The sequence below is a fragment of the Pseudomonas sp. MWU347 genome, assembly GCF_017947305.1.
In the GTDB taxonomy this organism is placed as follows: domain Bacteria; phylum Pseudomonadota; class Gammaproteobacteria; order Pseudomonadales; family Pseudomonadaceae; genus Aquipseudomonas; species Aquipseudomonas putida_A.
In genome coordinates, this window is the sequence record NZ_JAFGZB010000005.1 from 369,464 (window position 1) to 382,998 (window position 13,535).

Here is a 13,535-nt window from a genome sequence, read left to right on the forward strand (position 1 = left end):
CTGGTGCTCATATCTGCAACCCCACGCGCATCAGCCAGGTCTCTGGCTCGTGCTGCAAACCGTTGGGGGTGTTGAGGGCGCGTTGGTAATCGACGTCCACTTGCAGATTCTTCCAGCCCAGATTCAGCCCGACGCTGGCGCCGCTCAGGCGTTGACCTTGGGCGCCGTGGTCGGCCTTGAGCCAGCCGTTGTCCAGGCCCACGCGCGGGGTGATCTGCACCGGCCAATCGCTACGCAGCGGCAGACGCAAGGTGTTGCGCCAGATCGCGCCGCTGGCCCCGGATGCGCTGCTGACCCGATAGCCGCGCACCGCCGAATCATCGGTGCCGAGCAACTGTTCGATGGCCGGTAACGGGTCGGGGCTGTATTGCAGATTGAGCTGGCTCTGCCACTGCCACGCTTGCGCGCCGAACTGGCCGTTGCGCCATTGGCTGAGGCCAGCGCGGTACTTGCGAAACTGCGCTTTGGGCAAATTGTTGACCGCATGATTGGCGTCGTCATCGGCGCCCAGCCAGCGCAGGCCTTGCGAATAGGTGAAGTCGAGGTTCCACACCGCACGGTCGAGCCAGAACAGATTGAGTCCGGCTTCGGCCACGGTCAGGGTCGGGCTTTGAATGCCCAGACGGACATTTTCCAGATAGCTGTCGACGTCCTTGTGCGCCAGTTGCAGGTTGGCGCTGAGCTGACGGCTCTGGTCGCGCCACAAAACGCGGTCGGCGCGCAGGCTCAGTTGATCGGTGAGGCCGGTGCTGTACAAGGTCGCACTGGGCAGTTTGAACGGCGCGCGGTATTCGGCGTGGCTGGCGAACGCGCTGTAGGTCCAGTAGCCGTAGGGAATCGCGTAATACAGGCTGGCGTTGCGACTGTAGCGGTCGCCCTGATTCAACGTGTCGCTGGCACTGAGGCTCAACAGATCGTTGAGTTGCAGCGGGCTGTCGAAGCTCAGGCTGACGGTATTGCGATCCCGCCCGGTGCTGGCGCTGCCAAGGTTGTCCATGCCCAGGCCCAACGCCCAGCGCGACTGCCCGGCCGTGCGCGAGCGCAGGATGATTCGCGACGCGCCGGGCTGGCTGCCGGGGGCGATGTCGGCGGTCAGGTCGATCGAGCGCAAGCGGTTCAATTGATCCAGGCCCTGCTCCAGATCGCGCAGGTTCAGCGGCTGGCCGAGCATATGCGGGAACGCGCCGCCCAGCGAAACGGGGAGGCTCTGATCGGCCAGTTCGATGGACTCGATGTAGCCCTCGTCGATCATGATGTCCAGCGACTGCCCCGCCGCCGGCGCGCTCAACAGGTACGGGCGGCTGGCGATGTAGCCCTGCTCGACGTAGCTCGCGGTGATGGTCGCCAGCAGATGGTTGATCTGGCCGACGCCCATGCACGGCGCCAGCAGCGGTTTGATCCGGGCGTTGAGCTTGGCGCTGTCGATCAGCGTGACGCCACCGATACGCGTGCCACTTAGCGGCCAGCAGCGCTCATCGGGGGTGACGGTTTGCGGGATCGCCGGGGTGACCGGTGCCGGGCCGAACGCACCGCGCTCCAGTTGGCGCTTGCGTTGTTCCATTTGCAGTTGTTGCAGATCGCGCTGTTGCTGTTGCTGCTGGCGCAGCACTTCCTGGCCCGGCGCAACAGGATCAGCCGCTTGAATCGAGGAGGCACACACACTCAACACAAAGGCCGACAACAGCGGGCAAAGCGTGGAACGACGACGGAAAACAGCGCAAAGCAAATACGGCACGCAACATCCTTGCAATCATAAAGTAGCGTAATGCCACCTCATCAATGCGAGTGATAGTCAGAGCCTTCCTACACAAATGCAAGACGCTTCCTACAACGCTTACATTTCTTAAACATTTGATTTTGCTGTGTTCAACGTCAGTCCCTCAGGGGTTCCCCGAGGGCTTTCATCGAGTTCTCGAAGATTTGGCCCCGTATTACGGGCGCTGTCGTTTGTCGAAACCGCTCCAAACCCCGAGGCCGGGTAAGCAACTGACGATCGGCACAAAAACATAATTGCCACAAAATATTACTTACGTCATATTACAGCCGTAATAACAGCCCGTTTCCGCAGGTATTACGCCATGACCAGCATGCCCACCCTTGAGCCCGACCTGTCTGCCCCGGTCACCCCCGCCAAGCCGCCACTGCGCAAACGCCTGCTGCTGACCGGCTCTGGCTTGGTCGCGCTGGTCGTGGTCGGCGTTTACGCCAGTCATTGGTGGGGCACCGGGCGTTTTCTCGAAGAGACCGACGATGCCTACATCGGTGGCGACGTCACGGTGATCGGCCCGAAGGTCGCCGGCTACATCGAAGAAGTGCTGGTCAGCGACAACCAATCGGTCAAGGCCGGCGACGTGCTGATCCGCCTCGATGCGCGCGACTATCGTGCCAATCTCGCCAAAGCCGAAGGCGCCGTTGCCGCCGAGGAGGCGCTGCTGGCCAACCTCGACGCCACTGAACAACTGCAGCAAGCGGTGATCGGCCAGGCCCGCGCCGGCATCGATGCCGCCGGTGCCGAAACCGCCCGCTCGCGGGATGACAATGCGCGTTACAAACGTCTGGTCAGCACCAATGCCGTGTCGGTGGAAAGCGCCCAACGCGCCGACGCCACCTTCAAGACCGCCCAGGCCCTGAGTGCCCGCGCCCAGGCCGAATTGCTTGCCGCACAGCGCCAACTGGCGGTGATCGACACCCAGAAACAACAAGCCCGCGCCGCCCTGCAACAAGCCCGCGCCGAGCGTGATCTGGCGCAACTGAACCTCGGCTACACCGAGCTGCGCGCGCCGGTTGACGGCGTGATCGGCAACCGCCGCGCGCGGGTCGGCGCCTATGCCCAGGCGGGTTCGCAACAGCTGTCGGTGGTGCCGGCCAGCGGTCTGTGGGTCGATGCCAATTTCAAGGAGGATCAACTGGCGCGGATGAAACCCGGGCAACGGGTGAGCATCCGTGCCGACGTGCTCTCCGGCCAGGAATTCCACGGCCGCCTCGACAGCCTCGCCCCGGCCACCGGCTCGCAATTCAGCGTGCTGCCGCCGGAGAACGCCACCGGCAACTTCACCAAAATCGTCCAGCGGGTACCGGTGCGAATCCTCCTTGATCCGGCTGACGGCGTGCTCGGCCATCTGCGGCCGGGGCTATCGGTGACCGCTGAAGTCGACACCCGCGCGCAAGCCGAAACCAGCGCCGTGGCCGTCGCGCCATGAGCACCGCCCTCACCGCCCCGGCGCAACCGTTCAGCGCCGCCGACATGGCCACCGCGACCAAAGTGTTCGCCTTCGCCACCATGTGCATCGGCATGTTCATTGCGCTGCTGGACATCCAGATCGTCTCGGCCTCGCTGCGCGACATCGGCGGCGGGCTCTCGGCCGGCACTGATGAAACGGCGTGGGTGCAGACCAGTTACCTGATCGCCGAAATCATCGTGATTCCACTGTCGGGCTGGCTGTCGCGGGTGTTCTCCACGCGCTGGCTGTTTTGCGCCTCGGCGGTCGGCTTCACCCTGGCCAGCCTGCTCTGCGGCGTGGCCTGGAACATCCAGAGCATGATTGCCTTTCGGGCGCTGCAAGGTTTTCTTGGCGGCTCGATGATTCCGTTGGTGTTCACCACCGCGTTCTTTTTCTTCACCGGCAAACAACGGGTGATCGCCGCCGCAACCATCGGTGCGGTGGCTTCGCTGGCGCCGACCCTGGGTCCGGTGATCGGCGGCTGGATCACCGACATTTCCTCATGGCACTGGCTGTTCTACATCAACCTGGTGCCGGGGATTTTCGTCGCCGTGGCCGTGCCGATGCTGGTGAAGATCGACCAGCCGGAACTGGCGCTGCTCAAGGGCGCGGACTACCTGAGCATGGTGTTTCTCGCGCTGTTTCTCGGCTGCCTGGAATACACCCTCGAAGAAGGCCCGCGCTGGAACTGGTTCAGCGATCAAACGATTCTGACCACGGCATGGATCAGCGGTCTGGCGGGTCTGGCCTTCATCGGACGCACCTTGCACGTGGCCAACCCGATCGTCGATCTGCGCGCACTCAAGGATCGCAACTTTGCCCTAGGCTGTTTCTTTTCCTTTGTCACCGGGATCGGTCTGTTCGCGACGATTTACCTGACCCCGCTGTTTCTCGGACGGGTGCGTGGTTACAGCGCGCTGGACATTGGTCTGGCGGTTTTTTCCACCGGGGTGTTCCAGATCATGGCGATTCCGCTGTATGCCTTTCTCGCCAATCGCATGGATTTGCGCTGGATCATGATGATCGGCCTGGGCCTGTTTGCCGTGTCGATGTGGGAATTCAGTCCGATCACCCACGACTGGGGTTCCGGCCAGTTGATGCTACCGCAAGCGCTGCGCGGGATCGCCCAGCAACTGGCGGTGCCGCCGGCAGTGACACTGACTCTGGGAGGTTTGGCACCGGCGCGCTTGAAGCACGCTTCGGGGCTGTTCAACCTGATGCGCAATCTGGGCGGGGCGATCGGGATTGCCGCGTGCGCGACCATTCTCAATGACCGCACCAACCTGCACTTCACCCGCTTGGCCGAGCATCTGAACAGCAGCAACGAGGCGATGAATCAGTGGCTGGCGCAGGTCGGTGGCAATCTGGCGACACAGGGTCAGAGTGGTGACGTCGGCGTCACCGCAGGCCTGCGTCAACTGTGGCTGCTGACCTACCGCGAGGCGCAGACCCAGACCTACGGCGATACCTTTTTGATGATCATGCTGTGCTTCATCATTGCCACGGCGATGGTGCCCTTGATGCGCAAGGTGCAACCACCGGCCGCGCCGAGTGCGGATGCGCATTGATCACCCTTCTGAAGTTTTGCACTTTTCACTGTGGGAGCGGGCTTGCTCCGGGCGGCGATCCGACGAAGGCGGTGTGTCAGATAACCACTAAAGTGACTGACACGACGCCTTCGCGAGCAAGCCCGCTCCCACAGTTTTCGACCGTGAACTGTCAGAGCTGTGGGGTTTTGCGGAAGCCCACCGCCAGACGGTTCCAGCTGTTGATGGTGCTGATTGCCACGCTCAGGTCGACCATTTCCTTGGGCGTGAATTGCGCCGCGACGATGTCGTAGTCTTCGTCCGGGGCGTGGGTCAGGCTCAGCTGGGTCAGCGATTCGGTCCACAGCAGCGCAGCGCGTTCGCGCTCGGTGAAGAACGGCGCTTCACGCCACGCGGTGACGGCGAACAGTCGACGCGGGGTTTCGCCGCCCTTGATCGCGTCAGCGGTGTGCATGTCGATGCAGAAGGCGCAGCCGTTGATCTGCGAAGCGCGCAGCTTGACCAGTTCGATCAGGGTCTTTTCCAGCGGCAGTTTCGAGACCGCGGTTTCCAGGGCGATCATCGCTTTCAGGGCGTCTGGGGAGGCGGTGTAGAAATCGGTACGAGCTTTCATGATTGAGTTTCCGGGGCCAGTGAATGTGTGACTAAGGTAGTCCCGCACTTGCCCCGGACAAATAGCCAATCTCCCGGAAGACGAGTAGACCACCCTGTCACACGCGATTGCGCAACCAGTGCAGGAACCCGGTTTTCGCCACCACGGTCGGCACGTCCTGCGTCAGGGTCTGGGCCTTGTGCAGGCGATAATCGAGCAAGGCTTTCATCGCCTCATTGATGTCGTGGCGGGCATCCAGACACGGCTTCAGGTAGGTCTTCTCGATGCGGTACAGCGCACAGAAGGTTTTCGCCGCGAAGGTCGCCGGCACTGATGAATCGGACAGAATCCCGGCCTCGCCGATCACCTCCCCCGGCCCCATGCGCCCGGATTCGAACGGGCTGCCATGGCGAGTCAAGGTCACGCTGACCACGCCCGATTCGATGATGAACAAATGATCGCTGACCTCCCCGGCGTCGAGGATCGTCTCGCCGGCACGGAAGGTTTGCAGGGTCATGTTCTGGCTGAAGGTGTCTTTCTCTTCCTGGCGCAGCGTGGAGAAAATCGGCGAACTGTCGAGCAGCGCCCGTGGCCGCGAGAGGTTGCCGGCGACGATCGGTTCGATACTCGACAACAGATTGATCCCGGATGCCTGCAGATGCCGGTAAGCCAGATCGAACAGCTGATTGCGCACTGAGCGCTTCTGATCCATCGACGAGACAAAACCGCTGATTTCATATTCCGCACCGGCGCTGCTGGAGCTTTTCAGCGCGACGCTTGGCGAGGGATTGTCCAGCAGCGGACGGCAGCCCTGCATCGCCCGCTCCAGCGCATCGATCACCGTATTGGGCCGGGCATGCGGGCTGACCTGGACACTGACGGCCACCCCGAACATGTTGCTCGGACGGCTGAAGTTGATGATCTTGGCCTTGGCCGCCAGCGAGTTGGGAATCACCGCCATGCTGCCCTGACTGGTCTGCAGACGCGTGGCGCGCCAGTCGATGTCGATGACCCGGCCTTCGGTGCCATCGATCGAGATCCAGTCATCGATCTGATAGGGCTTGGTGGTGTTGAGCACGATCCCGGAAAACACATCGCTCAAGGTGCTCTGCAACGCCAGACCGACAATGATCGCCAAGGCCCCGGACGTCGCCAGCACGCCTTTGACCGGCAGATCCAGCACGTAGGCCAGGGCCGCGATAATCGCGATCAGGAAAATCACCGCACCGAGCAGATCCTGCAACAGCCGCCCGGTGTGCCCGACGCGCTGCATCATCACCGCACCGATCAGCACGGTCAGGGTGCGCGCGCCAAACAGCCACCAGCCGATCTGCAAGCCGGTCGCCGCCAGGTGCAGCGGCACGTTGTCGGCCCACGGCGCCGGCTCCATCGGATTGAGGCCTTCGTTGAACAACAGCACGCTGAACAGGCTGAAAATCAGTACCCGCACCAGCAGCTTCCACTCGCTGCCACGGGAGCTGATCAGGCGCCACAGGCCCAGATCGAGGAGAATCAGGATCAACGCGCAAAACAACGGATGTTCGGTCAAAAAAGACAACATCAAAGCACTCCGACAGGGCCCGGTCGCGAGAAGATCGCACAGATTGGGCAAGTGTAGGAGTAATTGATTTCAGAGGCAGAACACCAGCGCAAAAACACCGGAAAGCCCCTGTGGAAGCGCGCCTGCTCGCGAAGGCGGTGGATCAGTCAGACATGCATTGACTGGCACTGCGCTTTCGCGAGCAACCCCGCTCCCACAGGGGTGAAATTTACCCGTGCATTTGGCCAAAACGCCCGGACTGGAAGTCGGCGAATGCCTGATGAATTTCCTGCTCGGTGTTCATCACGAACGGGCCATGGCCGACAATCGGTTCGTCGATCGGCTCGCCGCTGAGCAGCAGCACCACTGCGTCTTCACTGGCCTCAAGGGTCAACTGACGACCGTCGCGCTCGAACAGCACCAACTGCCCGACACCCGCCGTTTGCGCACCGTTGATCTGCACCGAACCTTTCAACAGCACCAGCGCGGTGTTGCGTCCCTCGTGCAGATCGAGCGTCAGCAATTTGCCGGCGTTCAGCCGCAGGTCCCAGACGTCGATCGGCGTGAAGGTGTGCGACGGGCCTTTATGCCCCTCGAACTCACCGGCAATCAGCCGCAGCCGGCCGGCGTCGTCCTTCAGCGCGATATTCGGAATATCGCCGTCGAGAATGGTCTGGTAGCCAGGCGCAGCCATTTTGTCCTTGGCCGGCAGGTTGACCCACAGCTGCACCATTTCCAGCTTGCCGCCGGTTCTGGCGAAATCATCCGAGTGGAACTCCTCGTGGAGGATCCCGGACGCGGCGGTCATCCACTGCACATCGCCGGGGCCGATGGTGCCGCCGCTGCCGGTGGAGTCGCGGTGCTGCACTTCGCCGTCGTAGACGATGGTCACCGTTTCAAAACCACGGTGCGGGTGCTGGCCGACGCCACGGCGCTCGGTGGTCGGGGTGAATTCGGCCGGGCCTGCGTGATCGAGCAGCAGGAACGGGCTGATGTGTTTGCCCAGGTTGTCGTAGGAAAACAGGGTGCGCACCGGGAAACCATCGCCGACCCAATGGCCGCGAGGGCTGGTGTAGATACCGATGATGTTTTTCATGGTTGCCTCCAGAAAAGGTGGGTGACGCAATGGATTAAGCTTAAATCCATAGCGTTTTGAGCACTAGACGGCAAAAACCGGCTTTAGTGTTCCATTTATAGAACAGTCCCACCGTTGAGTCTCGATCCTTGCGGGAGCGGGCTTGCTCGCGAAGGTGCCAGTCCGGACAACACAACTATCGGGAAAGATTCATGACTTCTGCTCAACAGTGCTTTGCCCCAGCAGCGGTTTTTCCCAAGCACGCAGACGCGGATACTCCTGCCCATTCCCACTGCAACCCTGGAGTCATCAATGTCTGTTCCCGCTTTTGGTCTGGGTACGTTTCGCCTGCAAGGTCAGGTGGTCATCGATTCGGTGCGCACCGGCCTTGAACTCGGTTACCGCGCCATCGACACCGCGCAGATCTACGAGAACGAAGCCGAGGTCGGCCAGGCCATCGCCGCCAGCGGCATTGCTCGCGAAGAGCTGTTCATCACCAGCAAGATCTGGATCGCCAACTTCGCCAAGGACCGTCTCATCGACAGCCTCAAGGAAAGCCTGCAGAAACTGCAGACCGACTACCTCGACCTGACGCTGATCCACTGGCCGTCGCCGGAAGATCAGGTGCCAGTCGCCGAATTCATGGGCGTGCTGCTCGAAGCCAAGCGTCTGGGCCTGACCCGGCAGATCGGGGTGTCCAACTTCACCATCGACTTGATGCAACAAGCCATCGCAGCGGTTGGCGCGGAAAACATCGCCACCAACCAGATCGAACTGCACCCGTACCTGCAAAACCGCAAAGTGGTCGAGTTCGCCCGCAGCCAAGGCATCCAGATCACCTCCTACATGACCCTTGCCTATGGCGAAGTGCTGAAGGATCCGGTGATCCGGCAGATTGCTGAACGCCTGCAAGCGACCCCGGCGCAAGTCACCCTGGCCTGGGCGATGCAGTCGGGTTACGCGGTGATTCCATCGTCGACCAAACGCGCAAACCTGCAAAGCAACCTCGGCGCCACCACGCTGACCCTGAGCGAATCCGACATGGCGCTGATCGCCGGTCTGGAGCGCGGCCATCGTTTGACCAGCCCGAAAGGCATTGCCCCGCAGTGGGATTGATCGCTCAGTCCTGAAGCCGCTGCGCGAGGTCGTGCATGGCCCTGCGCAGCGTGTCCACCGAGCGGTGGACAGTCAGGGTTTCGGCGTCGCGACACGCCTGTTCGAGATCGCTGCACGCCGCCGCCACTCGCGCCGCACCGACCATTTGCGCACCGCCCTTGATGTGATGCGCCAAGGTGCTTAATTCGCTCAGATCCTGTGGCTGGCGCGCAGCGTCCAGCCGTTGCAGATCGTCGTGCAGACTGCGCAACACTTGTTCGCGCAGGCGCTGCATCACTGCAGGATTGTCCCCGGCCATCTGTTCAAGCGCGCTCAGGTCGATCTCGGGCAACGGCGGTGCCGGGTCCGACAGCTGGTCACCGTCACCGCGACTGGCCGCCTTCAATGCCTGTTGCAGATCGTGCAAGCGAATCGGCTTGAACAGACAATCGTCCATGCCGGCCTCAAGACAACGGACTTTCTCCTCGACCTGCGCGTTGGCAGTGAAGCCGAGGATCAGGCAGCGTGCCCGACCGCTCGCCGCCTCTTCTTCACGAAGTGTCCGAGCGAGTTCGTAACCGTTGCGCCGGGGCATGTTGCAATCGGTGATCAGCACATCGAAAGCCTGTGTTCGCCAGCGCTGCAAGCCCAGCTCACCATCCTCGACATCGACCGTAGCGTGGCCCAGTTCACCCAGTTGCCGGCACAGGAGCAAGCGGTTGACCGGATGATCGTCCACCACCAGCACGCTCAGCGAACGCGCTGGCGTGTCCGCCACTTGCGGGCCTGCCGTCTCGGGTTCGAGCGCGGTCAACAGCGGCAGCTGCAGGTTTACCTCAACCCGCGTTCCATGCCCCGGCTCGCTGTCCAGGCGCAGTGTGCCGCCCATCATTTCGCAGAGGTTACGGCTGATCACCAGGCCCAATCCCGAGCCGCTACGCGCTGACTGGCCCTGGTTAGCGGCCTGGACGAACGGACTGAACAGGCGTTTGCGGTCATCGGCACTGATGCCGATTCCGCTGTCTGCAATCGCTAGTTTCACGGCCAACTGGCCAAGCGCTGTCCTGGTTACCGACAGTTGCAGACTGACCTGCCCGTGCTCGGTGAACTTGATCGCGTTGCTCAACAGGTTTGACAGCACTTGCTTGAAGCGTGTCGGGTCGAGCATGACGTCGACGTCACTGTGCGCATCCAGTTCGACCTGCCACAGCAGGCGTTTCTCCCGCGCCAGCCCTTCGAATACGCGGCACACCGCGATCACTTGTTCGCGCAGATTGGCCCGCTCCGGCGCGAGGGACAAATGCCCGGACTCGATGCGTGCGATATCGAGAATATCACCGATCAACGCCAGTAATTGCTGGCCGGCAGCGGACGCGACCTCGATTGCCAGCTTGTCGGTGACGCCCTCCTCGGCACGCTTGAGGGCCATTTCGAGCATGCCGATCAGGGCATTCATGGGGGTGCGGATTTCATGGCTCATGGTTGCCAGAAACGTAGTCTTGGCCCGATTGGCGTCGTCGGCGGCAGCCTTGGCCTGCTGCAACTGTTGCAGCCACTGTTGACGCTGACGCAGCTGCGAGCGCTGAAAACCGATCCAGGCCAAGGCCAGCAACAGCAGCCCTGCCGCACCGGCAAACGCCAGCAGGATTTCGCGGCGATGACGCTGCCAGTAGCTCTCTTCCACGACCACGTCATGGCTCCAGCGCTCGACCAGTTCGTCCATCTGTTGTGGCGCGATGCTCAGCAGCGCCTTGTTCAGAATCGTGTGCAGCGCCGTATCCTGCGTTGCGGTCGCCAGGGCAATGCGTGCCGGCTGATCGCCGATCGTGTTGGTGATGCGCAGGCGCTCGCGGTAATGACGGGCAATCAGAAACCGCGCCACCAGCAGTGAGCTGACGGTCACGTCGGCCTGGCCTTTGGCGATCTGCTCCATGCCCTCGGCCGGGCTGCGCACCTCCACCAGGCGAATCCCGGGCACCTGCTGCAGAATAAAGTCGTGCAATGGATGACCGCGATAAATCGCCAGCCGCTTGCCCGGCAGATCGGCGAGGCTGCGTGGGCTGCCGGCCGTCGTCGCGCTGACCAGCACAAACGGATTGTTCAGGTAGGCACGGGTGAATTGCAGCTCGGTTTCCCGTTCGCTGCTCGGGGTCACCACCGGCAACACGTCGAGTTCACCGGCCTTGAGCTGCTCAATCTGACGATCCAGCGAACGCCCCCGAACCACTTCGAATTGCAGCCCGGTACGCTGACTGATCAGATTGAGCAACTGCGCCGACAGCCCGTTGAATCGTCCGTCGGCATCAAAAAACGTCAGCGGTGCGAAGTCTTCGATCACGCCGACCCGCACCCGCGGATGTTGCTCCAGCCACTGCAGCTCGCTGGCACTGAGGCGCACCTGCGACTGCGCGGCCATTTGCGCGCGCCCTGCGCTCCAGCGCTGCTCGATCAGTTGACGACGCTCCATGGGAATCGCCGCCAGCGCCTTGTCGATAATGCGTTTGAGGCGTACGTCACTGCGCAGCAGGGCGAAACCGAAGGGATTGGCATCCAGCCCCGACGGCCCGGCCAGTTGCAGGTCATTGCGGTAATTGGTGTTGATCAGGTAATTGGCACTGATCAGATCGCCGAGATAGCCGTCATCGACACCAAACGCCACCGCACCCAGCGCATCCATTGCCGAGGAGTAACGCTGCACCTTCGCGTCGGGGTAGAACGCCTGCACGCTGGTCAGCGGCAGATAGTCCTCGACCATGGCGATGCGTTTGCCTGCCAGGTCGGCCGGCAACGTTTCGTCGAGCCGGGTCACCAGCATCGGTTGGTCTTCGGCGTAGGGGCGCGACAAGATGAAATCCGCATCGGCCAGCTCGAAATTGTTCGAGGTGCCCAGCAGATCGAGTTCGCCGCGCTTGAGTGCGCTCATCACCGCGTCGCGGTTGGCGTAGCGTTGCACCTCGATCCGCACCCCGAGCAGTTGCGCCAGCAACTCGGCATAGTCGGCGGTGAGACCTTCCAGTTCCTGCCGATTCCGCGTGATCTCGAACGGTGGATAATCGGGCCCGGAAATCCCCATGCGCAACGTCGGATGGCGGCGTAGCCACTGTTGATCCTGGGGGTCGAGCGGGACTTGAATGTTCTCCAGTGCTGCCTGGCTCAACAACTCCAGAGGCTGCGGCGACTCACTGGCCCAGCAGGTGGCCGTGATGCTCAACCAGAGCACGCACCACCAGCGTCGCAGATTCACTGTGCTACTCAGATCAAATCGTTGCGCTTGGCGAATTCGCGCAAGTACACCGCTGACTTTGAGTGCAGACCCAGCTTTTTTATCAAGCGGGTTTTGTAGGTGCTGACGGTCTTGTGGCTGAGGAACATTTCAGCGGCGATTTTCTTGTTGGGCTTGCCCAGGGCCAACTGCACGAGAATGTTCAGTTCTCGGTTGGAGAGCTCGTCGATCAGCTGTTTTTCGCTGCGGTGCGACGGGGTCGACACAGAGCCGCTATCAGGCAGTGCAGCAAAATAGGAGTAGCCCGACATCAGCGCCTGGACAGCCTTGTGCAATTGCAGCAACTGGTTGGTTTTAGCCACGTAACCCATGGCGCCACTACGCAGACAGCGATCCTGATAGTGCAGCGGATCCTGAGAAGTAAAAATCAGCACCCTGCATTCGGGGTCGTTGGCCTTGAGCCGCTCCAGCGCTTCCAGTCCACCCACCCCCGGTAACTTGAGATCGAGTATCACCAGTTCCGGTTTGTGCTCACGGCTAAGCTCCAGGGCTTCGCTGGCGCTCGACGCTTCATGAATCACCCTGAACCTTTCGGCTTCGAGCACAAGTTTCACGGCAGCCCGCACCACCGGATGATCGTCGACGATCAGCGCTGACTTCATGACCGCTCCCAGGGCAAAAACAAAACGATGGCGCCACCGGTAGCGGCTGTTCCGCCGGGGTGGCTGCGCAAGAACTGTTACACGGGAAGCCAGTCGTATCTACCTGTCAGATCTGACAGTTGCGCAAAAACGTAATTCGTGCTCAAGCCCGGCGTTGCAAGGCTGGCGCCGGGTTCCAGGCATTAGCTGCACACACCGGGGCAACGTCGACCCGCGCCATCAGGTGCTTGATCGCGGCCGCATTGGGCAAGGCGACGGGGCTGATCTGCAGGTTTTCCTGAGCGAAGCCGGCGGGTGTCAGCGCAGGCGCCGAGGGCTCGTTATAGATCAGCGCGTGGCGCACATGCGGGTTGTTGAGGAAAAACCCCGGCAGGTCCAGCGATCCGGCCGCCAGCTCGGCGTTGATAACCACCGCATCGAAGGGTTCACAGCCGTACTCCACCAGGGTCAGCAGCTCAAGCAGACTCTGTACCGGAGCGATGCGGAAGTATTCAAGGCCATTGAACAGGCGCTCGATTTTCATCCGGTGAAAATGCTGCGGATCGGCAATCAGGATGCGCAGGGTTTTATTGATCATGCT

10 protein-coding genes are annotated in these 13,535 nt (G+C 61.8%); 3 read left to right on the forward strand and 7 right to left on the reverse strand.

The features are described from left to right. Positions 1-7 precede the first annotated feature (7 nt). Entirely contained in the window at positions 8-1,735 is a 1,728-nt protein-coding gene (locus KCG87_RS13545) for a ShlB/FhaC/HecB family hemolysin secretion/activation protein (protein ID WP_139055721.1), read from the reverse strand. 343 nt (positions 1,736-2,078) lie between these two features. Between KCG87_RS13545 and KCG87_RS13550 the strand changes: the two genes are divergently transcribed. Together KCG87_RS13550 and KCG87_RS13555 are read left to right on the forward strand one after the other, a co-directional pair. Next, on the forward strand, positions 2,079-3,200 hold the full coding sequence (locus KCG87_RS13550) for an HlyD family secretion protein (protein ID WP_139055720.1): 1,122 nt from the start codon (positions 2,079-2,081) through the stop codon (positions 3,198-3,200). Further along, positions 3,197-4,789 carry a DHA2 family efflux MFS transporter permease subunit gene (locus KCG87_RS13555; RefSeq protein ID WP_210557526.1) on the forward strand — a complete coding sequence of 531 codons (1,593 nt, stop codon included), beginning with the start codon at positions 3,197-3,199 and terminating at the stop codon, positions 4,787-4,789. Before KCG87_RS13550 ends, KCG87_RS13555 begins: the two co-directional genes overlap by 4 nt. A 151-nt stretch (positions 4,790-4,940) precedes the next feature. On the opposite strand, the gene KCG87_RS13560 is transcribed toward KCG87_RS13555, so the two are convergent. The 3 genes from KCG87_RS13560 to KCG87_RS13570 form a co-directional block, all read right to left on the reverse strand. Further along, positions 4,941-5,381, reverse strand: coding sequence for a carboxymuconolactone decarboxylase family protein (locus KCG87_RS13560; RefSeq protein ID WP_027614017.1), 441 nt, complete (start codon positions 5,379-5,381; stop codon positions 4,941-4,943). Between the two features lie 97 nt (positions 5,382-5,478). Beyond that, the gene (locus tag KCG87_RS13565) at positions 5,479-6,921 is read right to left on the reverse strand and encodes a mechanosensitive ion channel domain-containing protein (RefSeq protein WP_098968018.1); all 1,443 of its coding nucleotides are present in this window, start codon (positions 6,919-6,921) and stop codon (positions 5,479-5,481) included. Positions 6,922-7,129: 208 nt separating this feature from the next. Continuing rightward, entirely contained in the window at positions 7,130-7,996 is an 867-nt protein-coding gene (locus KCG87_RS13570) for a pirin family protein (protein WP_210557524.1), read from the reverse strand. Positions 7,997-8,287: 291 nt separating this feature from the next. Here KCG87_RS13570 and dkgB point away from each other — a divergent pair, with 291 nt between their 5' ends. Beyond that, complete coding sequence (gene dkgB / locus KCG87_RS13575) at positions 8,288-9,091, forward strand: 2,5-didehydrogluconate reductase DkgB (protein WP_210557522.1); 804 nt, start codon at positions 8,288-8,290, stop codon at positions 9,089-9,091. 4 nt (positions 9,092-9,095) lie between these two features. Here the strand turns inward: dkgB and KCG87_RS13580 are convergent, their stop codons facing one another. The 3 genes from KCG87_RS13580 to KCG87_RS13590 form a co-directional block, all read right to left on the reverse strand. Then, positions 9,096-12,314, reverse strand: coding sequence for a transporter substrate-binding domain-containing protein (locus KCG87_RS13580; protein WP_210557520.1), 3,219 nt, complete (start codon positions 12,312-12,314; stop codon positions 9,096-9,098). An 8-nt stretch (positions 12,315-12,322) separates the two neighbouring features. Continuing rightward, the gene (locus KCG87_RS13585; RefSeq protein ID WP_098968015.1) at positions 12,323-12,955 is read right to left on the reverse strand and encodes a response regulator transcription factor; all 633 of its coding nucleotides are present in this window, start codon (positions 12,953-12,955) and stop codon (positions 12,323-12,325) included. A 142-nt stretch (positions 12,956-13,097) separates the two neighbouring features. Then, positions 13,098-13,532 carry a chemotaxis protein CheY gene (locus KCG87_RS13590; protein WP_134785897.1) on the reverse strand — a complete coding sequence of 145 codons (435 nt, stop codon included), beginning with the start codon at positions 13,530-13,532 and terminating at the stop codon, positions 13,098-13,100. Between the last annotated feature and the right edge of the window lie 3 nt (positions 13,533-13,535).